A 25410-nucleotide genomic window follows, 5' to 3' on the forward strand; every position below is an offset into this window, starting at 1 on the left:
GCATCAGTTAGTGCAACAGCCGAATATAGTAGCAGGCGAAAATACCCCCGTCAACGAGTATGTGGAGCAAATCCACAAGTTCGCACAGGTATGGGGCTGACGAGTCGGCCCTCGTCGTCCTCGCATGCTTGATTCTGACGCTCGACATCGTAGGAGCAGATGGTCACGAGGTCTTGCATACCGGTGGAAACAATAGGTGCATCCACGCCCGGGGTCAAGCCCTGCAACAAAACATCAGCAGCGGAAAGCAAAATTTCCGGACGCATGGAGCCCTCGTTGTCGGCATGGGTGTCGAGCATGAGCACCAGATGGTCCGGACGCTCCCCAGCCGTGAGCTCATAGCCCACGAGCGTGTGATCCAAATCCAAGCGCTTGCTCTTTTTGCCGCGCGCGTAGTCGATGCCATGGTCGGCGCGCAGCGTGTCGATCGCACGACGCACCTCGTCGGCGCTTACGGGCGCCTCGGGATCCAAGTGCAGGTCGATGCGATACGACAGACGCGTGAGCTGCGCCGTCAACGCCGGCGTGCGCACGTCGATATACGCCGCCTCGATGGGCGCCAGATCGGCCGGTGACGCCGCAGCCAGGCGCCCAAACACCTCGTCGAGCGCCACGAACTCGGTCATAAACAGGTCATACCACTCGCAGGTCGACGACGTACCCACCGGTAGCGCCGAAGAGAAGCCCACGCGCATGTGCGGAGAGAAGCCCTGCGTGACGGCATAGGGAAGTCCCGCACGGCGCACGATGCGCTCAATGGTATGGATTACTTCGAGATGGCCCAGGTACTTAAGGCGATCGCGCTTGCCATAGCGAACACGAAGCCTAAAGAGCGTGGGGTTGTCGGTCAGGCGCTCACTCATGCGCGATCACCCATCAATACATTCTTGACGTGGAGCGTGGGGCAGATTCCGCAGCCGGTGCACGACGTGCGGGTGCAGTCGGGAGTCGTGACACCCTCGAGCGAGCGACGGTACTCGCGCTCGAGGAAGCCACGCGTGCAGCCGGGGCTCACATGCTCCCACGGCAGGCGCCAGTCCAACTCGTAGGGCAGGTGCACGAGCTCATTGAGGTCGATGCCGTTTTTGGCAGCAGCCTCCTTCCAGTTATCGAGCGAGAAATGCTCTACCCAGGCGTCAAAGCGAGAGCCCGAGCGCCAAGCGTCGATGATGACGGGCGTCATGTCACGACCGGCGCGGGACAGCGCGGCCTCGATGAGCGAGGTCTCGGCATCGTGGTAATGAACGCGGACGGCACGGTTGCGAACGCTCGTGATGAGCAGCTTCTGGCGACGCTTGACGTCGTCGTAGTCGAGCTGCGGGCACCACTGGAACGGCGTGGCAGCCTTGGGGATAAAGACCGAAACCGAGATCGACACCGAGATCGAGCCGCGACGAGCCTTGGGCACCACGGAACGACCGAGCTCCAGCACGTGATCGGCCAGATTGGCGATGGCCACGATGTCCTCGTCGCGCTCGCCGGGAAGGCCCATCATAAAGTAGAGCTTCATGCGGTTCCAGCCGGCCTCGAAGGCCGCCTTGGCCGCACGGTCCAGGTCCTCCTCGGTCACGTTCTTGTTAATGATGTCGCGCATGCGCTGGCTGCCGGCCTCGGGCGCGAACGTCAGGCCGCCCTTCTTTTCGCCGGCGACCGACTCGGCCATATCCACGCCAAACGAATCCAAGCGCTGCGACGGAATAGACACGCGAATACCCGTATCTTCCAGGCGACGGTTGAGCCTGTCAAGCACGTCACGAATGCAGGAGTGGTCGGTCGTGGAGAGCGAGGTCAGCGACACCTCGTCATAGCCGGTCTTTTCCAGACCCTGAATCACCGACGAGACGATCTGGTCGGCCGAACGCTCACGCACCGGGCGATACGTCATGCCGGCCTGGCAAAAACGACAGCCGCGAGCGCAGCCGCGCAGAATCTCGATAGACAGGCGGTCGTGAACCAGCTGCGCATAGGGCACGCACGACTGCGACAGCGGATTCGTGGCGCCGAAATCCTCGACGACGCGTTTGTAGACCACGGTCGGCGCATCCTTGCCCTCGCGCGGCACGGTGTAGCCGTGCGGCGAGCAGGGCTCGTCGTGACGAACCTCATAGAGCGACGGCACGTAGTTGCCGGCAATGGATGCAAGCTGCTCAACAATCTGCGCGCGCGGGACTCCTTCGTCGCGCAGGCGGCGATGCAGCTGGCAGGTCTCGAGCAGCGATTCCTCGCCCTCGCCGATGAGGATGGCATCGAAGAAGGCCGCGTACGGCTCGGGGTTGTACACCGAGGGGCCGCCGGCGATGATGATGGGGTCGTCTTCACCTCGGTCGGCCGCTAACAGCGGAATGCCAGCGAGATCGAGTGCCTCAAGGAAGTTCGTCACCGCCATCTCGTGCGGCACATGCAGGCCGACGATATCAAACGAAGCGACCGGCGCTGCACCCTCGAGCGAGAGCAGCGGAATGCCTGCCTCGCGCATAGCGTCACCCATATCGGGCCACGGCACATAGCCACGCTCGCAGGAGATGCCCTCGGCCTGGTTAAGGATGTTGTAGAGGATGGCGATACCCTGGTTGGGCAGACCAACCTCGTACACATCCGGGTAGATCAGGCAGCAACGGTAGTCGGCATCGGCCTTGGAAAGCGTGCCCCACTCGTGATCGATATAGCGGCTCGGCTTTTCGACCTTGGCGAGCAACGGCTCAATTAAATGAAAACAGTCTTGATACGGAACGCGCAACGGAAAACCCCTAAGCAGCGAGATCGGATGCGTCCTGATAGGACGCCATAGGACGGGTAGCGCCCGCGACCGTGGTCACCAGATCGCGAACGCGGGAGAACGTGGCAGTAACCACCTCGTTGGCACGGCTGTAGTCGACATCGCGCTCGTAGAGCGAAACGAGCGCACGGCCCATGCCATAGGTGCCCGCGGCAGCAGTGAGCGCCTTGACGGCAAACCCAATATGCGGCGTCTGCTTGACGAGCGCGCGGGTGACCGCGCGGATCACAAGACCGCCGACAAGCACGCCCGCGACCTCGTAGCCGCGCTCAGGCTTAATGCCGCGTCCAAAGACGGCAGCGAGCTCAAAGAGCATGCCCACCTGCGCCAGCGCCATAACGGGATAATCGGCGCCCGGCAAAAACACCAGCGCACCGGTCGCCATATTGGTGAGCGCGCACGAGGTGATGATACGATTGGCCGCCGCGATGCGCATGAAGGCAAAGTTCGCCGCAAAAGCCGTTTCCTTTTCGGTGCGATCGAGAATCCAGCGGGCAAGCGTCTCGAGCAGATACGTCTTATCGGTTGCCGCTACCACGCCGAGCACAGGCGTGGACTCCTCGATAAACGGCACCTCCACAGCAGACTCGGCAAGCACGCACACGGGGGCGCCGGCGATCACGAGCTCCTGCACGGCACTCTCCAAGCGGTCGGAGCCGCACGAGAGCACCAGCACCACATCGGTATCGGTCTTTGGAGCAATTCGCTCCTCCCCCAGACGCTCGACGCGCACAATGCCCGAGGTCGTCTGCGGTACAAAGGCGTCACGCACCGTCTCGGCCAGAAAGCGCGAGGCGGACGAATCCAAATAGACCGAGACGCGCACCGGCGTATCGGAATCCTTTTTAACGGACGCGCCCATCTTAAAAGCGCGCGTCAGCTTATCTACGGGAATTTTCATAGCAAACCCCTCCAGCGGTTACGCGGCGCCCGAACGATGCCGCCATATGGATTGTACGATACCCACCGTCAGCAGCTGAATCATCATCGAAGACGAACCGAAGCTAATAAACGGTAGCGGAATACCGGTAATCGGCATCATGCCGATGCACATGCCGATGTTTTCGAAGGTCTGGAACGCCCACATGCCAACGATGCCCACACACGATAGGCGCAAGAACAGCGACTCACACTTAAAGGCGACGCGAATCGTCGAAAAGATCAGCAGCACGTAGAGGCACAGGAGCAAAAAGGAACCGCAAAAGCCAAAGGTCTCGGACAGGAAGGCGAAGACGAAGTCGGTGTGGAACTCAGGCAGAAAGCCGCCGGCCGACTGCGTCGCATGGCCCAAACCCTTACCAAAGAAGCCACCCGAGCCAACGGCGATAAGCGACTGCTGCAGGTTGTAGGCATCGTCCGAATCGGCATTATCGGGGTCGATAAAGACCGTCAGGCGGTTCATCTGATACTGCTTGATGAGCACATCGTGGCCGAGCAACGAATCAAAGACCGAATCGAGCGCCAGGACGAGGGCCACCAGGCCCACGAGCAGGGCCAGGGTCGACAGCACCCATTCGCGGCGTGCACCGCTCATGCAGATGACGATGGCGCCCGAGACCAGCACGACCAGGCCCGAGCCCAGGTCGCCCATGGCGACGACGGCCAAAAACGGAATGGACAGCATGCCGCAGAGCTTGACGTAGTCGCGAACGGTATCGATGCGGCCGTTATACTGCGAGCCAAGCGTGGCGATAAAGAAGATGGTGATGAGCTTGGCAAGCTCAACCGGCTGGAATGTCAAGCCGATACCGGGAATCTTGATCCAGCCCGTCATGCCCAGACCGCCCGTATAGGACAGGCCCGGAATCTTGGGCGAGAAGATCACGATCAGGTCGATGACGAGCAGCGCCGTCGAGAAGTTAGAGATGCCGCGCAGATCGGTACGCCAGACGAGCACCGCAAGCACCGCGCCAATGCCAATGCCCAGCAGGTGGCGCGAGAATGAGGCGTCGGCCTTAAACTGTGACGCCGACCAAATAATGATGGCGCCATAGGCAACGAGCGCGACGGTAGCCAGCAGCACACCGATATGCACCTTTTGGCGAAACGTACCGCGCGAGGCCGAAAGTTGCTTGTTGACGCGGTCCAGGCTGCTGCGAGAGCCGGTCTTGGTTGAACGGAACAGATCCGCCGGAGAAAAATCCATCGCAACCTCCTATCGAACCGAAGAATCGCCCGAGGCCGAAGAGGTATCGGGCTCGTCATAAATCGCGCCGAGCACGTCGCGCACGACATGCATCGCGGTATCTGAGCCACCGCCGCCCTGCTCCAGGACAGTAGCGATGACATACTTGGGATCATCGGCCGGCGCATAGGCGCAGAACCACGCGTATTCGTCCTCGCCGCTTTTCTCGCCCGTGCCCGACTTGCCGTATACCTGCGGCGTCAGGGTGCCAAAGTGAGCCGCCAGGGACGTCGATGCCGTGTAAATCACGTCGTGCATGCCGTTGCGAACAAGAGCCAAATCCGAATCGCTGTTGATCTTGGCCTCCAAGCGCTTCTTCTTGCCTTTGCCGTTGTACTTATAGGCATCGCCGTCGCCATCGCGCGACACGGCAGACAAAAACACGTGAGGCACGTACTGCTTACCGCCGTTGGCAAGGCCCATGTAGGCGCATGCCATCTGCAGAGGCGTCACCAAAATGTCGCCCTGGCCGATGGCAATGTTGGTCATATCGCCGGCATTCCACTTGCGGTCCTCGGCAGAGGCGTCGGTAAAGTACGACTCTTTCCACTCGGCATCGGGAATACGGCCCGCCCCCTCACTCGGCAAATCGATACCGCAGGTCTTGCCTAGGCCCCAGCGACGAAAGACCTCCTGCAGGCCCTCGGAATGTTGCTCGTCATAAAAGAACGCCTTGCCCATATCGTAGAAGACGGGGTCGCACGAGTTGGCAATACCCGACTGCAGCGTCATGGTGCCGTGTCCAGACGTCAGCCAGCAGCGCTTGCCCCAAGCCTTGCCCAAGCCCGTCCAATAGCCCGTGCAGTTGGTTGTCTGCGTTGAAGTGTAGGTTCCAAACTCAAGACCGGCCAGTGCCGAGAGCGGCTTGATGGTCGAGGCCGACATGTACTGTCCGCTAATGGCGCGGTTGAGCAGCGGGTGCGAACCCTTGTCATCATTGAGCTCGGTCCACACGTCATTTGAGACGCCGCCGATAAAGACGGACGGATCGAACTTGGGCTCGCTCGCCATGCCCAGGATCTCGCCGTTGTTGGGATCGAGACACACCACAGCGCCGTTGCCGGCATTGCTGTAGCCAGTGGTCTTGGCAAGCTCGATGGCGCTCGCCAGCGCCGTCTCACAGGCCTGTTGGATCTTGAGGTCGAGCGTGAGCTTAATGTCGGAGCCGGCCTTGGCGGGCACGGCGCCGGCCTGACCGGTCACATTGCCCGAGGCATCGACCTTGACGGTCTGCTCGCCACGAATACCCTGCAGCAGGTTTTCGTAGTAGCTCTCAACACCCGCCTGGCCCACGATATCGCCCGACTGGTACGTAATCCGGCCAGCAGAAGCATCATCATCGCCAGAGGTTTTCTTATTCTGGGCCTCGAGCTGCTCGGAGGTAATGGTGCCGGTATAGCCCAAGATATGGCATGCCGTCTCGCCATATGGATACTGGCGCTCGGTACGCTCGGCAATCTTGACGCCCGGGAACTCGCCGGCGTGCTCCTGAATATAGGCAACCGTGGAGCGACGGACGTCCGTCGCGATGGTATGCAGGCTCTGGGCGCCCTCGGAATTGTCCTGAATATTGCGCAGAACCGCCACGTAGGGCATACCGAGCACGTTGGCAAGATGGCGAACCAGAACCTCATCCTCGGCAAGGTCGCGGTAGGCCACGACAGCAAGTGAGGGACGGTTCTGGACAAGCGCCACGCCATTGCGGTCGAGGATGCGGCCACGCACAGCGGGTGTGGTAACGGTGCGCGTCTGATTGCTATTAGCCTGCTTTTCGTAATAGTCCGACGAGACCATCTGCATGCCCCACAGCTTGACGGCAAGCGCCGCGAACATCGCGCCCACACCCGTGGTGAGGATGGAGAAGCGGCCCTTAAAGGCGGTCGCCGCGGTATTGCCCTCGCCCTCGGTGGCGCGCGGGGCCGTTCCATGCTGCGTATCGTAGGTAAAACGAGAATCGCCGCGACGCATGATGACCAGTGCGACCACGATGGCCACAACCAGCACGATACCGGCGATAATAACCGTCATCTGGGAAGACATCTACAGGCCTCCCCTATTTGAGCTTGCGGGTCTTGGGCTTAAAGCGCATGCCCGTCTGGCGTCCGCCACGTGCGGAGAATCCATAACCGGACTGCGGCACGACGCCGGACATCAAAAACGGAATGGCAACCAGACCCGTCAGGATCGAAGACGGCAGCGCATGGCCAAAGATCGCCACGACAAAGCTCGTCTCCAAACCCATAAACAGCAAGATGATGCTGTAGATCACATTAATAACGAGCGCGAAGGCGCCCACAGTGATGCCGCGCGCACTCGGGGTACCGCCCGTCTGACCGGCAGCGCTATGCACCAGGGCAAAAGAACCCACGGTCAGCAGGAGCGACATAACGCCCACCGGCACGGCAGCGGAAAGGTCATAGAACAAGCCGCTGCAAAAACCGCACACGACGGCACGGGTCGGGTCGCCCGAGAACACGCTTAGGCACACCAGGATAATCATAAAGTTGACGCGACCGCCCGCAATGGAGATCTGCGGTGCCAGGCCTGCCTGCAGCAGCACGCACACAATGGCGGCGATTACAAACGTGCGGGAGCTCATCCCCTGCTCGTGTAGATCCATGGACATGCCCCCTATTCGCTCGAGCCGGAATCGGTCGTCTCGGACGTGTCGGAACTGTCATCCGGGCTCTCGTCCTTCGTCTTGGTCGCAGCATCGCGCGACGTTCCCTGCGGCGTGCTGTTGGCCGTGTTCACGTCCTCATCCGAGGCCGACTGTTCGTCGGTCAGCGAGGTAATGACCAGCACTTCCTCGTTGTTCTCGGCCGTGGTCTGAGCGCGCACCACAATGGTGTAGTACACGTCGTTTGCCGATTTCTCAACCGACGAGACGGTGCCGAGCGGAAGGCCCTTGGGGAACACACCGCCAATGCCCGAGGTCACGATGATGTCGCCAACCTTAACGTCGGAGTCGACGCTCACGTACTCAAGACGCAGCGTGCCGTCAGCCTGACCCTGCAGCATGCCCTGGGCGCGCGTGTCCTGCACCATAGCGGACACGCCCGAGTTCTCGTCGCCAATCAGGCGCACGGTGGACGTCTTGGCCGAAACCTCAATAATCTGGCCTATGACACCGGCAGAACTCGTCACAGGCATGTTGATGGTAAGACCGTCGGCAGAACCCTTATCGATGGTGACGGTCGAGGTCCAGGCATCGCCGGAGGCACCAACGATACGAGCAGCGGTCGATTTGAGGTTATAGGTCGACTGCAGGCCGACCAGACCCTCCAGTCGCTCGGCGGTCTTTTGAGCCTCGGAGAGCTCGGCGACCTTAGAGGTCAGTTCCTCGTTTTGCTTCTTAAGCTCGTCAAGCGTGTCCTGCGACGCCGTAAGGTTAGAGAACACGTTGCCGATCGCATTGAAGGGAGCCGCCACAGCCGAGCCCACAAAACGTACCGGCGAGGTAATCGTCGTCACGCCCGAACGCACGGCATGAATCGGCCCCGTCTCGCCCTCACGAATATAAAACGTGAGCAGCAACACCGAAATCAGGCTGAAAACAATCAACGGGCGCATACCCGTTGATTGTCGCTTGGTATTCAGATTTGTGGAGAAACCCGAAGATCGTGCCAAATGGAATCCACCTTTTGGAAATTAAGCATTGGTCTGGACGAAGCCGCCATCAAACGCATTGGCCTCGAGCACGCGGGCACAGCCGTTAACAACGTTATCGAGCGCCGTGGGGCTGACGTTGACCGAAACGCCGGTCTCATCGCGCAGGCGCACGTCGAGACCACGCAGCAGCGCGCCGCCACCGGTCAGCAAAATGCCGTAGTACATAAGGTCCGAGGCAAGATCGGGAGGCGTAGCGTCGAGTGCGTCCTTGACGGCCTTGGCCATCTCGTCGAGCGGCTTGTTGAGCGCGCGACGAATCTCCTCGCTCTCGATGCGCACGGTCTTGGGCAGACCGGTAATCACGTCGCGGCCGTTGACCTCGACGTCGAGCTCGTCCTTAAGCGGCACGGCGGAGCCGACCTTGATCTTGATGTCCTCTGCCGTACGCTCGCCGATGGCCAGGTTGTAGGCATCACGAACGTGCGTGAGGATGGCCTGATCGAACTCGTCGCCGGCAATACGGATGGACTGCGAGACGACGATGCCGCCCATAGCGATAACGGCAACCTCGGTGGTACCGCCGCCGATGTCGATGACCATGGAGCCGGTGGGTTCCTCGACGGGCAGGTCGGCGCCGATAGCGGCTGCCATAGGCTCTTCGATCAGATAGGCCTGGCGGGCACCGGCCTGGATCGTGGCCTCAAAGACAGCGCGCTTCTCGACCGACGTGACACCGGAGGGAACGCAGACGACGACACGCGGACGCGGAGTCCACGGATAGCGCTTCTCGGACGCCTTGTCGATAAAGTAGCGAAGCATGGCCTCGGTAACATCGAAGTCGGCGATGACGCCGTCCTTCAGGGGACGAACGGCCACGATGTTGCCGGGCGTACGGCCGAGCATGCGCTTTGCCTCGATACCGACCGCCAGGATGCGCTCGTCGTTCTTGTCGATGGCGACAACAGAGGGCTCGCGAATGACGATGCCCTTACCGCGCACGGAGACAAGCGTATTTGCGGTGCCGAGGTCGATGGCAAGATCGCCCGCATAGCTACCGAAGAACATATCCATCAAAGAAAACAACGCAACTCCTGATGTGTTGGATGATTGCTGGAAAACTACTAGCTCATCATACTAGCGCAAGCCCGGCACCTCACTTGCGGTGAAGCGCCGGGCAAAGCTAAATCCCATAAGGTCACTACTGGTTGTCAGCAGCCGAGAAATCCATATCGAGCGAAGAAACGGCCCAGCCGATATGGTTGTCGGAGCGCACGAATTTGACGGTGTACTCCTGCTCGCCGCCCTTGGACAGCGATGCCTTCACCTTGGCGGTCGTCTCGGTCATGGACTGATCCATGCCCTCGACGGACACGGTGGCACCCTGCGGAATCGAGGAGATGATCATCGACTTAGCGTCCTCGGACAGGCTCGAGGCCAGGCAAGACTCGGCCTTTGCGGCGTCACCGTCGCCGGCAGCCTGGAACAGATCGGTAACGACAGACTCCTGAGACGGGAAGCCAAAGCCGCGCGTGTAGGCAAAGCCCAGACCGCCCGCGGCGATCAAAATAAGCAGAAGCAGCACGATGAAGACTTTGAGACCCATATGGCGATGGCGACGACGGACCTTGGCCTGCTTACGATCCTGACGGTCCTGCTGGACCATCTCAGACTCGGACAGCGTAAAGAAGCCGGTGTCCGAGGGATCAGGCATAAACTGACCGGTCGCGCCCGTAGGATCGAGCGGATCGACGGCAGGAGCGTCCATCGCGGGCGCCGGAGCCGTGGCCATAGCCGTCTGGGCAGACAGCGCGGCAAGCGAATCCTGCACGCGGGCAAGCTCATCGGCCTGCTCGGAGGTGAGCTGGTAGATGCCATCGGCAGTAGCGGCATTAAAGGCGTCGAGTGCGTCGGAGGGACGGCCGGCGGCAGAAAGCGCCTGACCCATGCCGGCGTTGAGCGCACGCGTGTCGTCGCGGGGGCCGGCAAAGTCGATAGCCGTGCGGTAAGTCTCCACGGCATCCGCCGGACGGCCGAGCTTAATGAAGCAACGACCGAGCTCGCCGAGTGCGGCGGCAGGAGCCGGATTGGCGCCGTCGATGGCAGCCTGACGGAAGGCGGTTCCCGCGTTGGCATAGTCGCCCGACTGGAACAGCGCATTGCCCAGGCCCAGATAGGCCTTGAACGGCGTGGCATAGGAAGCATCCTGCGTAGCGGCAGAGAAAGCCTGAGCGGCCGTCGTGTAGTCGCCCACGGCGGCGAGCGCCTTGCCGCGGTTGGTGAGCAGCGCGCCGCGCTTGCCGTAGGTACCGTCGTTGAGGGCGGCGGCATAGGCCTCGGCGGCCTCGGCATACATGCCCAGGTGCATCAAGGCGTTGCCACGAAGGTGATCGGCCTCGCCCATAATCTCATCGGGAGTCTTTGCCGCCCCAAGCATCTGGGCTGCAGCAGAAAAATCACCCGCGCGGTAAGCGGCGCGGCCCTGTTGGATCAGCTGGCTATTCAAGGAAGTCCCCTTTACTCGTGAACGATCTCGACATGGACGATCTCGTCGCCGGCACGCAGCTGCGAAATCACATCGAGACCCTCGACCGTGGTACCAAAGACGGTGTAACCGGAATCGAGGTTATGCTGGGCACCCAGACAGAAGTAGAACTGCGAACCCGCGGAATCGGGGTCCATGGAGCGTGCCATGGCAAGGGCGCCATCGACATGGCTGTTGCGCGGATTGGTGGCAAACTCGCCCTTGATGCAGTAGCCGGGGCCACCGGTACCGGGCATACCGTCGGGGCCCTCAAGACCGGCAGCGACGTCGGCGCCGGACATGTCGCGGGTATTGGGGTCGCCGCCCTGGATAACAAAACCGGGCACATAGCGATGGAACTTAAGGCCATCATAGAAGCCCATCGTGGAAAGCTCGCAGAAGTTCGCGACATGAATGGGAGCGCCCTCGCCGTCAAACTTGACCTTGATGGTACCCTTCGACGTCTCGATTACGGCGCACTCGTCGCCGACAAGCTGATACTCGGGCGTGTAGAGCTCTTTCTTAAAACCAAACATGTGGTTCCTTCCTCGTGCGTTTAAAGCATATTTGTACGAATTGTAGCAATAAGCACGGGCTTACATCAATTGCGCACGTAGGTTATGCCGACTATGGCGAACTAATTTTAGGAACGCTGCTGCGGCTTCCAGGAACCCACATTGGCGTCGTACTGGTTCAGCGCGCTGTTGCCGCCCTGCGCGATGGGCGCCAGGATCTCGCTTTGGTGGGAACTCATCGACTCGCCATCGGGAATGGCCAGCGAGATATCCCAGCTCTGGCAGATCACGTCGACGCGCTCATACATCCACTCGGCAAGCTGCTTTAAGTGGGCGATGTCATCCGCATAGACCGTATCGTCCTGTACTTTCAGGTTGTTAAGCTCATCTTGCGTCTTTTTTATCTGGTCACGCAGGGCGTAGGCACTCTGCGACAGCTCCTGACGAGTGGACAGCGGCGTTCGGAGATAGCCGTTGTTAAAGGAATCGATGACCTCGCCGATCTGATCCTCGTCAGCATAGGACACGATGGTCTGATACAGACCGTCGAGCCTGGTATAGAGCTGATCATCGGTGAGCACGGTTTCTTCCTGGACCACCTCGGCAGAATCGTCCTGCTTGGTATCGTCCTCAGTGGCCTCGCCCTTTTGACGCGTGGGGAAGGTCGTCTGCGCGGCCTGGCCAAACTGGTCGTAGAAGCCAGGCATGACACCCATAGGATCGGCCGTCACGAACCAATAGGCACCGCCGCAAACGACGGCAAGGACCGCGATGATAATGAGCGGCTTGGGGATATGACGCTTGTGCTTGTGATAGGCGTCCTCGTCGGGATGCACCTTGCGCTTGGGTTTTTGAGCATCGTCATGCAGGGAAACGGGCGTGGGAATATCGACCTTGGGGATACCGAAATCCTTATCGAAAGCCGGCAGCACGCAGGTCTCATTGGGGTCGGCGGCGTCCGAAAGCACCGCAGCGGCAGAGGCCGGCGCATGCGGCACCTCGGTATCGATCTGCTCTTGCGTTAGGCGCGGAAAGCCCGCCGTGCGGCCCGCTGCCAGGTCGGATGCGGCCGCGTCCTCGGAGAGGATACCCGGAGCGGGGCGTCCGCATTTGGGGCACGTGCGATCATGCGGAGAAAGACGGGCACCGCAGCCCTCACAGAACACGAACTCGGTGTGCTCCGGACCATCGCCCGGACCCACATAGGCGTTGCAGTAGGGACAGAACGAGGCGCCGTCCTCGATAGTCTTAAGGCAATGCGGGCAGATCACGGCATCCTCTTTTCGAAGCAATTCAAACAATCGAGGTTAGAGCATAACATCGCCACGGCCCCACAGGAGCAAGGCACCAATTCAACATCGCCAGGGCGCGTAGTTACTTCTTCTTTTTGCTTGGCATCGAGACTTTGATGCCTTGGGCGGACTTGGTCACGCGGGAGCGCTTGACTCCGGTACCCTTCTTTTTCTTGGGCTGGGCCTGGGCCACGCCCTCGAGTGCGCGGGCCTCGGCCTCACGAACGGTGCGAGCTTCGCGGCGCTGCGCCATGTCGGCGGCGACGCGCTTGGCAAAACGCTCGGCCGTCGAACCCGTCGAGCTCACCTTGCCGCCACCGCGACCCAAGCGGACGCGCACACCGCGGCCAAAACCAGTTGCGGCATGACGACGACGCGGCTTGAGCGAATCCATCATCGTGGCGAGCTTAAAGAACACCGAGCAGGTGATGACCACGATGACAGCCAAGATAACCATCTGGCCCATCGACAGGTTGGCAATAGACAGCAGCTTCGGGAATCCGATAACGCCCGTCAGGATGCCGGCAACTACAAACACAAAGAGCGCCACACGTAAGGGCGTGAGGGGCTGCGAGATACGCCAGATCAGGCTGACACTCGCCGCGCACGACGTAAGTAGGCACATCGTAGACAGCGTGAGCTGGTTAAAGCCAAACACGCGCGCCACAAAGATATCGAGCGCCGCGGCCAAAATGACCGCAAGCGACGCCGGCAGTGTCCGCTTGAGCACGTTCGTCAGGAACGACCCCTTCACGCGAGCATTGTTGGGCTCCAGGCCCAACACAAAGCCCGGCGCGCCAATGCAGAAGAAGTTGATGAGCGTCATCTGAATCGGCTCGAAAGGGTACGGCGGCAGTGCGATGCACAGCGCCGCCAGGCCCATCGAGAACAGCGTCTTGGTCAAGAACAGCGAAGCCGAACGCTGCAGGTTGTTGATGGAGCGACGGCCCTCGGCCACCACAGCAGGCATCGAGGCAAAGTCGTTGTCGACGAGCACGATCTCGGCCACGTTGCGCGCGGCATCGGAGCCGGCCGCCATGGCGACGGAGCAGTCGGCCTCCTTGAGCGCCAGCACGTCGTTGACGCCGTCGCCCGTCATGGCCACGGTGTGCTCGCGGCGCTTGAGTGCCTGCACGAGCTCGCGCTTCTGCTGCGGGGTCACACGACCAAAAACATGGTAGCGGTCCACTGCGGCATCGAGCTTGGCCGGCGTATCGAGCGTCGTGGCGTCCACATAAGCGTCCGCCCCCGGCACGCCCACCACGCGCGCGATCGACGACACCGTACGCGGGTCGTCGCCACTGATCACGTTAAGGGTCACGCCCTGCTCGTTAAAGTAGCCGATGGTCTCGGCCGCCGAGGTACGAATCTCGTCGCGGATGGTCACAAAGCCCACGGGCTCGGCCTCGCCCACCATATCGCCATCGGGCGTAAAGCCGTCCACGCGCGCCACCACGAGCACGCGGCAGGTATCGGCAAGCTCGGCGACACGGTTCTCGACCTGGGCAAACGCACGATCAGAGAGCACAAACTGCGCCGCACCCATCACATAGGAGCCCTGCGCAAACGAGGCACCACTCCACTTTTTGGAGGACGAGAACGGAATGACCGACAGCGGCTCAGACACCTCGACCGGGCGATCGGCGTAATAGTTGAGCAGCGCCTGGCAGGTCTCGTTGGCATCGGCCGAGGTCGCACGCGCCACGTTAGCCAGCGCAAAATCGAGCACCGTGCTATCGACGGGAACGGCGGCGTCGCTCTCCCCCACACCCATACCCTCGACCGGTAGCGGATAGGTACCCTCGACCTCCATGCGACCCGACGTGATGGTGCCCGTCTTGTCCAGGCACAGCACGTCGACGCGAGCGAGCGTCTCGATGCAGTAAAGCTGCTGCGCCAGCACCTTGCGGCGGGCCAGGCGCACCGTGGCGATGGCGAGCACCGACGAGGTCAGCAGCACCAGGCCTTGCGGGATCATGCCCAGCAGGGCGCCCACCGTGGACAGCAGCGCCGACGAAGGCACATGACCAGCCAACAGCTCGGAGAAGCACCACGAAAGCGCGCTATCGCCCGGGGTTCCCGCGGCATCCCACAGCTCGCTCACACTCGAGGCAAACAACGCCAAACCGAGCGGGATCATGATGATGCTCGCAAAGCGCACGATGGCGTTAAGCGCGTTCATGATCTCGGAATTGACCTTTTTGACGTACTTCGCCTCGTTATTAATTTTGGCCACGTAGTTGTCGGCGCCGACATGGATCACGCGGGCGCGCAGCAAGCCCGAGTCGATAAAGCTGCCGCTCATGAGCTCGGAACCGGGCTGTTTCTTAATGAGGTCGCTCTCACCCGTCAGCAGGCTCTCGTTCACGAGCGCCTCGCCCGAAACCACCACGGCGTCAGCGGGAATCTGGTCGCCGCGCCCCAGGCGGATGATATCGTCGAGCACGATCTGGTCCAGGTCGAGCTCCACCTCGGCGCCGTCGCGCACCGCAATGGCCTTCTTGGAGGTCAGCAGCGTGAGCTTATCGACCATCTTCTTGGAACGCATGGACTGGATGACGCCAATAGCAGTATTGAGGAACACTACGAACAGGAACGTCAGATTCTTAAACGAACCGGTCAAAATGACTAGGAACGCCAAAATCACGTTGATCAAATTGAACAGCGTGCAGAGGTTCTCGATGATGAGCTCTTTGACCGACTTGGTCTTGAGCTCCATGTTGCGGTTGATCTTACCGGCGGCGATGCGCTCCTCGACCTCGGCGGTCGAGAGTCCGCGCTCGATATCCGTTGCTGCCATACCACGTCCCATCACGTCGCGTCGGTATAAGAAAAACCGCCCGGACCATGCGAGGTTCGGACGGTCTCACGTTCGATGGTGCCCCATGTTGGATTCGAACCAACGGCCTTCTGCTCCGGAGGCAGACGCTCTAATCCCCTGAGCTAATAGGGCCAACGTTTGGCATTATACCCAAGTGCACCACGGGCTATCAAAATAAAAGAAAAAGCTTTGCAATTCCGGGGAAGACGCGGCGCAACGGCTCACTTTAGAAGGCAAAAGCGAATCAGATAGTATAAACTCTCATGCACCATATATACACGGCTCGCGATGCGGGCCGTTTTTGCAAGGGTTATCCATCGAGGTGAGAGGCACACCATGATTGCAATTTTAAAGCAGAGCGCCAGCGACGAGGCCGTCAGCCATATCGTCAGCTGGATTGAGAAAAAGGGCCTGAAGACCGACGTCTCGCGCGGCGAGAACGAGACGATCATCGGCCTGGTGGGCGATACGACCAAGATCGACCCATTCCTGCTCGAGTCCATGGACGTCGTCGAGCGCGTGCAGCGCGTCTCCGAGCCGTTCAAGCGCGCCAACCGCAAGTTCCACCCCGAGGACTCCGTCATCGACTGCGGCCACGGCGTCAAGATCGGCGGCGACCAGTTCCAGGTCATCGCCGGCCCGTGCTCCGTCGAGGGCGAGAACCTCATCCGCATCGCCCGCCGCGTGAAGGCAGCCGGCGCCACGATGCTGCGCGGCGGCGCCTACAAGCCCCGCACTTCCCCGTACGCCTACCAGGGCATGGGCCCCGCCGGTCTGGACCTGCTGTGCGAGGCATCCGCCGAGCTCGACATGCCGATCGTCACCGAGATCATGGACCCGCGCGACGTGCAGGTCTTCCTCGACAAGAAGATTGACGTCATGCAGATTGGCGCTCGCAACGCCCAGAATTTCCCCCTGCTCAAGGAGGTCGGCAAGACGCAGACCCCGGTTCTGCTCAAGCGCGGCATGTCCGGCACCGTCGACGAGCTGCTCATGGCCGCCGAGTACATCATGAGCGAGGGCAACGACAACGTCATCCTGTGCGAGCGCGGCATCCGCACCTTCGAGACCCGCACCCGCAACACATTCGACCTCAACGCCGTGCCGGTGCTGCACCACCTGTCGCACCTGCCCGTCGTCGCCGACCCCAGCCACGCCACCGGCTACACCCGCTACGTTGAGCCCATGGCGCTCGCGGCGACCGCCTGCGGCGCCAACGGCCTGGAGATCGAGGTCCACGACGACCCGAGCCACGCTTGGTCCGACGGCGCCCAGGCCCTCACGCCCGACCAGTTCGACGACACCATGCGCCGCATCCGCGCCATCCGCGAGGTCGTCTGCCAAGAACCCGTTCAGGAGTAGCCCATGGGTACGGTGAGAAACGCACGCGTTAACCAGGGTGGCCCCAAGTGCGCCGGCATCGTGGGCCTGGGCCTCATCGGCGGCAGCTTTGCCCGCGGCTATGCGCAGGCGGGCGTTCGCGTGCTGGCCTGGGACCCCGACGATGACGTGATGACGGCCGCCAGCATGGGCACCGTTGCCGGCGAGCTCAACGACGAGACGCTCGGCGAGTGCGACATCATCGTCCTTGCCTGCTATCCCGAGGCCTGCATCGAGTGGCTCGAAGCGCACGCTCAGGCACTCGCCGACGCCACCGACACCGAGGCCATCATGGGCCCCGTGGTGATCGACACCGTGGGCGTCAAGAACATCGTGTGCGAGCGCGCCTTTAAGCTTGCCCGCGAGCACGGTTTTTACTTTGTGGGCGCGCACCCCATGGCGGGCACGCAGTTCTCGGGCTACGCGCATTCCCGCTCCGACCTGTTCCAGGGCGCACCGCTCGTGCTTGTACCGCCCGCAGTGGACGACGCCCTTAAGCTGGAGCTTTTGGGCCAGGTGCGCGAGATGGTACGTCCCTTGGGCTTTGGCAAGTTCAGCGTAACGAGCGCCACCGAGCACGACCGCGTCATCGCCTTTACGAGCCAGCTCGCGCACGTCGTCTCCAACGCCTATGTTAAGAGCCCGACCGCTCAGGTCCACCACGGCTTTTCGGCCGGCAGCTACCGCGACCTCACCCGCGTGGCGCACCTCAACCCGCAAATGTGGTCAGAGCTCATGATCGATGACGCCGATGCGCTCGCCTTCGAGATCGACCATCTGATCGAATCGCTCGGCGCATACAGCCGCGCCCTTAAGGACCGCGACCAGCGCTATCTGGAGAATCTCCTTGCCGAGGGCGACCGCATTAAGCGCGCACTCGACGACGAGGCCTCCCACTAGACCACCTATCACGCCAGGTCGAAAGGACCGAAGCTTATGGCGATTACCATCGATATCGACACCGCACGCCCCTACCAGGTGCATGTTGGCACGTTTTTGCTGGAGCAGGCGGGGCCGCTCGTGCGCGCCACTGCCGGCGGCACCAAGGCCGTCATCGTGACGGACACCAACGTGGGCCCGCTCTACCAGATGCCCGTTAAGCAGAGCCTGGAGGCGTCAGGCTACGAGGTGAGCATCTGCACCTTCGAAGCCGGCGAGGCACACAAGCGCGCCGAGACCTACATCAGCATCCTGGAGTTTGTAGCCGAGCATGAGCTTTCGCGCTCCGATGTGATCGTGGCACTCGGCGGCGGCGTCGTGGGCGACGTGGCGGGCTTTGTGGCCGCCACCTACATGCGCGGCTGCAAGTTTGTGCAGATCCCCACGAGTCTGCTCGCCATGGTAGATTCGTCGGTGGGCGGCAAGACCGCCATCGACCTAGCCGCCGGCAAGAACCTGGCTGGCGCCTTTTGGCAGCCGAATGTGGTTATCGCCGACGTGGGGTGCCTGGCCACCCTTACGCCCGAGCAGTTCGCCGACGGCTGCGGCGAGGTCGTCAAGCACGCCGTGATCGCCGACCCAGAGCTCTTCGCCGAGCTAGAGAAGACCCCGCTCACGCTTGAGCTGCTGAACCGCGACGTGGCCCGTGTGGCGCTCATCATCGCCCGCAATATCGACATCAAGCGCGCCGTGGTCGTCGCCGACGAGTGCGAAACCAACCAGCGCAAGCTCCTCAACTTTGGACACAGCGCCGGACACGCCGTCGAGGCCTGCGAGCACTTTGAGCTGGGACACGGCAACTGCGTGTCGATCGGCATGGGTATCATCACGCGCGCCGCGGCCCTGCACGGCGTCTGCGATACTGCGCTGCCCGGTCGTATTGAGGAGCTCTGCGCCCGCCATGGCCTCAAGACCCGCTGCGACCTAGATGCCGATGCCGTCTTTGCCGAGGCGCTCCACGACAAGAAGCGCGCGGGCGACACCATCGATCTAGTGATTCCGCACGGCATTGGCCGCTGCAGCATCGACCGCACGCCGCTTTCCACTTTCCACGAACTCATTGCCGAGGGCCTCGGCCAGAAGGGAGACGCATCCGCATGCTAGCCCGCATCACCCCGTCCCCGCTCAAGGGCACCGTTCCCGCCATCGCGTCCAAGTCGATGGCGCATCGCCTCATCATCTGCGCCGCGCTCGCCAACGGCGAGACACACGTCACCTGCAACACCACCTGCGCCGACATCGAGGCTACGGTGCGTTGCCTTACGGCCCTGGGTGCTCGCATCGAGACCGTCGAGGACGGCTTCCAGGTCCACCCCACCATGAAGAGTATTGAGTTTGGCCTGCTCAAGGCGCTTGCCGGCGGTACGCTCGACTGCGGCGAGAGCGGCTCCACGCTGCGCTTTATGTTGCCCGTCGCCTGCGCGCTGGGCGCAGAAGCAACTTTTGTGGGCCAGGGACGCTTGGGCGCTCGCCCGCTCTCCCCGCTCTCGGACGAGATCATCGCCGCCGGCTGCGACCTGCAGGGTCTGGGCGATTTTCCGCTCAAGACGAGCGGACGCATGCGCCCGGGCACCTTTGTGCTTCCGGGCAACGTGAGCTCGCAGTATATCTCCGGCCTGCTGCTGGCAGCCCCGCTGCTGGCCCAGCCCTCCTGCGTGCAGGTATGCGGCCTTATCGAGAGCCGCCCCTACATCAACCTGACGATCCAGGCCATGAAGGCCTTTGGCGTCGAGGTCAACGTCGAGCGTATTCCGGCCAAGGACGGCCAGCCCGAGGTCACGAACTTCCGCGTAAACAGTGGCTCGTACCGCACGCCCGGCAGCGTAGCCGTCGAGGGCGACTGGTCCAACGCCGCCTTTTGGCTGTGCGCCGGTGCCATCGGCAACGACCCCATCACCGTCGAGGGCGTGTCGCTGAGCTCCGCACAGGGCGACCGCAACGTGCTTGCCGCGCTCTCGCGCTTTGGCGCCCGCATCGTGCGCTCCACCAACGCCGCCACGGTGCAGTCCGACAAGCTCGCCGGCTTTGAGATGAGTGCCCACGACATTCCCGACCTGGTGCCCGTTATCTCTGCCGTGGCCTCGCTGGCGCAGGGCCGCACCTTTATCCGCGATTGCGCACGCCTACGCATCAAGGAATCCGATCGCTTGGTCACCACCACCCGTGAGCTCACTGCGCTGGGCGCGCAGGTGCGCATTGCCGGTGACGACCTCATCATCAAGGGTGTCGATGCCTTCACCGGCGGCGAGGTCGATTCGCACAACGACCACCGTATCGCCATGATGGCCGCCATTGCCGCGAGCCGTGCCACCGGCGAGGTCGTGATTCACGGCGCCGAGGCGGTCAACAAGTCCTATCCCGATTTCTTTGACCACTACCGCCTGCTGGGCGGCAAGGTCACGCTCGAGGAGGAATAGCATGTCCTCGACCTTTGGCAACGTTTTGCACGTAAGCATCTTTGGCCAGTCACATTCCCCCGCCATCGGCTGCTCGCTCGACGGCATCCCCGCCGGTATCGCTGTTGACCAGGAGCAACTGCAGGCCTTTTTGGACCGTCGTGCACCCGGCCGCGACGAGACCGCGACCAAGCGCCGCGAGGCCGATACTGCGCATATCATTGCCGGTGTGGTCGATGGACACACCACCGGCGCACCCATCGCCGCGATTATCGAGAACACCAACACGCGCTCCAAGGACTATTCCGAGCTGCGCCGCAAACCCCGTCCGGGACATGCGGACTTCCCTGCGCGCGTGAAGTATCACAACATGCACGATGTCGCCGGTGGGGGGCATTTCTCCGGCCGCCTGACGGCCCCCTTGTGCATCGCCGGCGGCATCGCGCTGCAGGCACTAGAGGCCCGCGGCATTAAGGTCATGGCGCACGTGGCGCAGATCGGCGGCATCTCCGACCTGCCCATGGACGACATGGTCTACCGCGAGGCCGACCGCAAGGCGATCCTTACGAACGATCTGCCGTGCATTGACGCCGCCGCAGCCGGCCGCATGCGCGAGGAAATCCTAGCCGCGCGCGACGAACTCGACAGCATCGGCGGCATCGTGGAGTGCGGCATTTACGGGCTTCCCACGGGCATCGGCGACCCCATGTTCGATGGCATCGAGAACCGCATCGCGCAGATCGCGTTTGGCATTCCCGCCGTAAAGGGCGTGGAGTTTGGCATGGGCTTTGCCGTGGCCGCCATGCGCGGCAGCGAGAACAACGATCCGTATCGCATCGATGTCGAGACCGGCGAGATCGAGGTCGAGTCCAATAACGCCGGCGGCATCCTAGGCGGTATTTCGACCGGCGCGCCCGTCATGTGGCGCATGGCCGTAAAGCCGACTCCCTCCATTGGCCGCGAGCAGCAGACCGTGGACATGGACGTCATGGAAAATGCCGAGCTCTCGGTCCACGGCCGTCACGATCCCTGCATCGTCCCGCGCGCCGTCCCCGTAGCCGAGGCAGCCGCCGCCCTCGCGATTTGGGACTCCCTCCTCGAAGACGCAGGCCAGCGCTAAAAATCTCCGGGGGCCAACTCCGGCCCCCACGCCCACCCAGTGAAAGGGGTCCCAATGGACCTTGCTGACATCCGCCAGACCATCGATGGCATCGACACCACGCTCCTCAACAGTTTTGTCGAACGCATGGACATTGCCACCGAGGTCGCCAAGTCAAAAATCGAGATGGGCAAGACCGTCTTCGACCCCGCCCGCGAGCGCTCCAAACTCAACAACCTTGCCGGCCGCGCGCCCGAGCGCTACGAGGCGCAGACCATCACGCTGTTCCGCCTCCTCATGAGCATGAGCAAGGCCGAGCAGCAGCGCTATATCAACGAACTCAAGGGCATCACGGTCTCGCAAAAGGCCCATGCCACTGCCGAAGCCTTCGATACGCCCTTCCCCCAGACTGCCAGCGTCGCCTGCCAGGGCGTTGAGGGCGCCTACAGCCAGATCGCCGCGTGCAAGCTCTTCGACGTGCCCGATATCGCATTCTTCGAGACCTTCGAAGGTGTCATGCGCGCTGTGCGCGACGGATTCTGCGAGTTTGGCGTACTGCCCATCGAAAACTCCACCGCAGGCTCGGTCAACGCCGTCTACGACCTGCTCGCGCAGTTCGACTTCCACATCGTGCGCTCGCTGCGCCTCAAGATCGATCACAACCTGCTCGTCAAACCCGGCACCAAGCTGCAGGATGTTCGTGAGGTCTACAGCCACGGTCAGGCCATCGCGCAATGCGCCGGCTTTATCGATGCGCACGGCCTGCACGCCACCAAGTATCTCAACACGGCTATGTCGGCCGAGATGGTCGCCAACTCCGAGCGCACCGACGTCGCCGCCATCGCCTCGCGCAGTTGCGCGACGCTCTACGGCCTGGAGGTGCTGGAGCCCAACATTCAGGACTCGGACAACAACTACACGCGCTTCGTCGTCATCAGTCGCGAGCCCCGTGTCTACCCCGGCGCCAACCGTACCTCGCTCATGATCACCACGGCCAACGAGCCGGGCGCCCTCTACCGCGTGCTCGAGCGCTTCTACGCACTCAACATCAATCTCATCAAGCTCGAGAGCCGCCCCATCCCCAGCCGCGACTTTGAGTTTATGTTCTACTTTGATCTGGACTGCCCCTTTGGCAGCAAGGCCCTCGACGACCTGCTCGATTCTATCGACGACGTGTGCGAGAGCTTCACCTACTTTGGCAGCTACACGGAGGTGCTCTAGATGACCGATACCGCCGCAACCCGCCCCTACGGAGTGCTGGGCCGCGTGCTGGGCCACAGCTACACCCCGACCATCTACAAAGAGGTCGCTGGGCTCGATTACGTGCGATTTGAGCGCGAGCCCGAGGATCTTGAGGCTTTTATGACGGGTAACGAATGGGAAGGCACCAACGTGACCATCCCCTACAAACGCGCCGTCATGGAATACCTGGACGAGCTGAGCCCGCTCGCCGAGCGCATGGGCAACGTCAACACCATCACGCGCCTGCCCGACGGCCGCCTACGCGGCGACAACACCGACTACTTCGGTTTTCAGTGCCTTGTCGAGGAGCTGGGCGTAGAGGTTGCCGGCAAGAAGGTCCTCGTGCTCGGTGCCACCGGTGGCGCCGGCACCACGGCGAGCATGGTACTCGGTGACCTGGGCGCCGTCGTCGTACCCGTGGGTCGTACGAGCGAGGTCAATTACGACAACATCGCGCAGCAATCTTATGCGGCACTGCTCGTCAACTGCACACCCGCCGGCATGTTCCCCCACTGCCCCGACGCGCCTTGTACGCTCGAAGGGCTAGATGCGCTCGAAGGCGTTATCGACATTGTCTACAACCCCGCTCGCACGGGCCTGATGCTCGAGGCCGAGCGCCGCGGCATCCCCTGCATCGGTGGTCTGCTCATGCTTGTGGCACAGGCGGCGCAGGCCGTTGAGCGCTATACCGGCCAGGTCACCCCACGCAAGCGCATCTTGGACATAACGGAGCGTCTGTCCCGCCGCGAGCAAAACATTGCCCTGATCGGCATGCCGGGTTCGGGCAAGACCCGCGTGGGCGAGCAGATCGCCCTGCTCACGGGTCGCGAGCACATCGACTTGGATCACGCGCTCGAGGAGCGTCTGGGCATGCCCTGTGCCGACTTTATCGTCGAGCGCGGCGAGGTGGCCTTCCGCAAGCAGGAGACGGCGGCTCTGTCCGACATCTCCAAGCGCAGCGGCCTGGTGCTCTCCACCGGCGGCGGCGTGGTAACGCGCGACGAGAACTACCCGCTGCTGCACCAGAACAGCCAGATCGTGATGCTCAACCGTAAGCTCGATGAGCTCGCACACAAGGGCCGCCCCATCACCGCACGCGACGGCATCGATAAGCTGGCTGAACAGCGCATGCCACACTACCGCGCCTGGGCCGACTACATCATCGACTCACGCGACTGCGCCGCCAACACCGCGGCCGCCGTCCTCGACGCCCTTCCACCAGCCCTCTAGCAAAAACCACCACAAAGGGGACAGGTACCTTTGTGGTGGTTTTCCGTTCCGCCTCTCCGCCCGCCCAACCGCAAAGGAAGCAACCATGAAAGTACTCGTCATCAACGGCCCCAACCTCAACATGCTCGGCATTCGCGAGCCGGGCATCTATGGTAGTGACAACTACGACCGCTTAGTGCAGATCTGCCAGGAAGCGGGCACCGCACAGGGCTTCGACGAGGTCGAGGTTTTCCAGTCCAACCACGAGGGCAGCATCGTTGACAAGATCCAGGAGGCCTACGGCAAGGTCGACGGTATCGTCATCAACCCGGCGGCTTACACGCACACGAGCGTCGCGATCCTCGACGCCCTCAAGGCCGTCGCCATCCCTGCCGTCGAGGTCCACATCAGTGCCGTCGAGACACGCGAGGACTTCCGCCAGGTGAGCTATGCACGCCTAGCCTGCTTCGCCACCATCACCGGCGAAGGCCTCCAAGGCTACGCCCACGCGTTGGAGCTGCTGAAAAAGCATCTCGAAAAGTAAGCCTGCAACACTACCGAATAAATGACAGCGGGGAGAACCAACTTGGTCCTCCCCGCTTTTAATTACGCCTTCTTGATCACGTACGCCAACCCTATGTCGCACCCGCAGCGCACAATCGACGCAAAGAGCCATGGCACTGGCAGCGTCATAAGCAGCGGCATCGTCTGCCAAGGAATAAACCAATCGACCGCATGGATTGCAAAGATGGCAAGACTGGCCTGTCCGCAGAACACGAGCGCTTGTTCAAAGGACCCCAAAACCGGCACGTCTTTCAACTTCTCCAGCGCCATGGAAACCCAGCACACGAAATAGCTGCCGGCAAGAGCGGCAACTGTCGCAACCACAAACCCATCCACGCGGCGGCTCGAAAGCTCAAGCCCACTCAGCGCGGCAAGGACAAGCCAAGCGACACCGGCTCCAATAAACAGCAGGGGCTTGCTCACGCTCGGCTCGAGCCCCCTTTGGCGCGCCGTATAGCCAATCCACATCAGCAAGACGATGTAGCAGCTCAGATCCAAATCGAGTGGCAGGTAAACACCAAAATAGCGAGACACGCTCAAACCGCAAAAGGCAATCGCGGCACAGACAACGCCCTGCCAAACAACCCCAATCCCGCCGCGATCAAACAGCCGCACAAGCGCATTAAACAACAGGCGCGACGTAAACAGCGCCGCCAAAAACCATGCCATGCCAACGGCGGTAACGCCAAGCCCAGGCACATCAACGCCCGAGGCAAACACAAGCGTCTTAAGCCCCGCAACCAGCGTACCGCTCGTCAAAGGAGCGCCGCTCATCAAGAACGGGTGACGCATAATTTCTTTCGCAAATTGACAACCGCATAGCGGAACACGGCCCGCGCCCCGTCATATGATTTCTAGC

Annotated in this window: 21 protein-coding genes and 1 tRNA gene; 8 read left to right on the forward strand and 14 right to left on the reverse strand. The window is 61.9% G+C overall.

The annotated features are described in order from the left end of the window. Positions 1-50: 50 nt before the first annotated feature. From PMX70_RS09070 to PMX70_RS09130, 13 genes are all read right to left on the reverse strand, one after another. Positions 51-863: a TIGR03936 family radical SAM-associated protein gene (locus PMX70_RS09070; protein ID WP_271743399.1), complete on the reverse strand. Its 813-nt coding sequence runs from the start codon at positions 861-863 to the stop codon at positions 51-53. Beyond that, positions 860-2737, reverse strand: coding sequence for a TIGR03960 family B12-binding radical SAM protein (locus tag PMX70_RS09075; protein ID WP_117637229.1), 1878 nt, complete (start codon positions 2735-2737; stop codon positions 860-862). Before PMX70_RS09075 ends, PMX70_RS09070 begins: the two co-directional genes overlap by 4 nt. 10 nt (positions 2738-2747) lie before the next feature. Next, positions 2748-3677 carry a YcjF family protein gene (locus PMX70_RS09080; RefSeq protein WP_117800147.1) on the reverse strand — a complete coding sequence of 310 codons (930 nt, stop codon included), beginning with the start codon at positions 3675-3677 and terminating at the stop codon, positions 2748-2750. 18 nt (positions 3678-3695) lie between these two features. Continuing rightward, positions 3696-4922 (reverse strand): FtsW/RodA/SpoVE family cell cycle protein, encoded by a 1227-nt coding sequence (locus tag PMX70_RS09085; protein ID WP_055249988.1) that lies wholly within the window; start codon positions 4920-4922, stop codon positions 3696-3698. A gap of 9 nt (positions 4923-4931) precedes the next feature. After that, positions 4932-7001, reverse strand: coding sequence for a penicillin-binding protein 2 (gene mrdA, locus PMX70_RS09090; protein ID WP_271743400.1), 2070 nt, complete (start codon positions 6999-7001; stop codon positions 4932-4934). Positions 7002-7014: 13 nt separating this feature from the next. Continuing rightward, positions 7015-7581 carry a rod shape-determining protein MreD gene (locus PMX70_RS09095; protein ID WP_055249984.1) on the reverse strand — a complete coding sequence of 189 codons (567 nt, stop codon included), beginning with the start codon at positions 7579-7581 and terminating at the stop codon, positions 7015-7017. A gap of 11 nt (positions 7582-7592) precedes the next feature. Next, positions 7593-8534, reverse strand: coding sequence for a rod shape-determining protein MreC (gene mreC, locus PMX70_RS09100; protein WP_118328692.1), 942 nt, complete (start codon positions 8532-8534; stop codon positions 7593-7595). A 78-nt stretch (positions 8535-8612) separates the two neighbouring features. Further along, positions 8613-9644, reverse strand: coding sequence for a rod shape-determining protein (gene mreB, locus PMX70_RS09105; RefSeq protein ID WP_006236061.1), 1032 nt, complete (start codon positions 9642-9644; stop codon positions 8613-8615). 127 nt (positions 9645-9771) lie between these two features. After that, complete coding sequence (locus PMX70_RS09110; protein WP_271743401.1) at positions 9772-11076, reverse strand: tetratricopeptide repeat protein; 1305 nt, start codon at positions 11074-11076, stop codon at positions 9772-9774. Between the two features lie 11 nt (positions 11077-11087). Beyond that, positions 11088-11630, reverse strand: coding sequence for a peptidylprolyl isomerase (locus PMX70_RS09115; protein WP_055249980.1), 543 nt, complete (start codon positions 11628-11630; stop codon positions 11088-11090). Between the two features lie 107 nt (positions 11631-11737). Further along, positions 11738-12880 (reverse strand): zinc ribbon domain-containing protein, encoded by a 1143-nt coding sequence (locus PMX70_RS09120; RefSeq protein ID WP_158571743.1) that lies wholly within the window; start codon positions 12878-12880, stop codon positions 11738-11740. 103 nt (positions 12881-12983) lie between these two features. Further along, positions 12984-15701, reverse strand: a complete 2718-nt coding sequence (locus PMX70_RS09125) for an HAD-IC family P-type ATPase (protein ID WP_271743402.1) — start codon at positions 15699-15701, stop codon at positions 12984-12986. A gap of 76 nt (positions 15702-15777) precedes the next feature. Then, a tRNA-Arg gene (locus tag PMX70_RS09130) sits at positions 15778-15854 on the reverse strand. 204 nt (positions 15855-16058) lie between these two features. On the opposite strand from PMX70_RS09130, the gene aroF reads away from it, so the two are divergent. The 8 genes from aroF (at position 16059) to aroQ (ending at position 24531) form a co-directional block, all read left to right on the forward strand. Beyond that, entirely contained in the window at positions 16059-17084 is a 1026-nt protein-coding gene (aroF, locus tag PMX70_RS09135; RefSeq protein WP_271743403.1) for a 3-deoxy-7-phosphoheptulonate synthase, read from the forward strand. A gap of 3 nt (positions 17085-17087) precedes the next feature. Beyond that, positions 17088-18002 (forward strand): prephenate dehydrogenase, encoded by a 915-nt coding sequence (locus PMX70_RS09140; RefSeq protein WP_271743404.1) that lies wholly within the window; start codon positions 17088-17090, stop codon positions 18000-18002. Between the two features lie 36 nt (positions 18003-18038). Further along, entirely contained in the window at positions 18039-19145 is a 1107-nt protein-coding gene (gene aroB / locus PMX70_RS09145) for a 3-dehydroquinate synthase (protein WP_271743405.1), read from the forward strand. Then, complete coding sequence (gene aroA, locus PMX70_RS09150; RefSeq protein WP_271743406.1) at positions 19139-20458, forward strand: 3-phosphoshikimate 1-carboxyvinyltransferase; 1320 nt, start codon at positions 19139-19141, stop codon at positions 20456-20458. The genes aroB and aroA overlap by 7 nt, the downstream gene beginning before the upstream one ends. A 1-nt stretch (position 20459) precedes the next feature. Then, the gene (gene aroC, locus PMX70_RS09155; RefSeq protein WP_271743407.1) at positions 20460-21557 is read left to right on the forward strand and encodes a chorismate synthase; all 1098 of its coding nucleotides are present in this window, start codon (positions 20460-20462) and stop codon (positions 21555-21557) included. 54 nt (positions 21558-21611) lie between these two features. Further along, a complete protein-coding gene (gene pheA / locus PMX70_RS09160) occupies positions 21612-22757 on the forward strand; it encodes a prephenate dehydratase (RefSeq protein ID WP_271743408.1) in 1146 nt (381 codons plus the stop codon). Next, the gene (locus PMX70_RS09165) at positions 22758-24008 is read left to right on the forward strand and encodes a shikimate kinase (protein ID WP_271743409.1); all 1251 of its coding nucleotides are present in this window, start codon (positions 22758-22760) and stop codon (positions 24006-24008) included. A gap of 85 nt (positions 24009-24093) precedes the next feature. After that, complete coding sequence (gene aroQ / locus PMX70_RS09170; protein WP_271743410.1) at positions 24094-24531, forward strand: type II 3-dehydroquinate dehydratase; 438 nt, start codon at positions 24094-24096, stop codon at positions 24529-24531. Between the two features lie 62 nt (positions 24532-24593). Here aroQ and PMX70_RS09175 read toward each other — a convergent pair whose 3' ends face one another. Continuing rightward, entirely contained in the window at positions 24594-25343 is a 750-nt protein-coding gene (locus tag PMX70_RS09175) for an acyltransferase family protein (RefSeq protein ID WP_271743411.1), read from the reverse strand. Positions 25344-25410 lie beyond the last annotated feature (67 nt).

This window comes from Collinsella aerofaciens (assembly GCF_028206795.1).
GTDB classification, from domain to species: domain Bacteria; phylum Actinomycetota; class Coriobacteriia; order Coriobacteriales; family Coriobacteriaceae; genus Collinsella; species Collinsella aerofaciens_AX.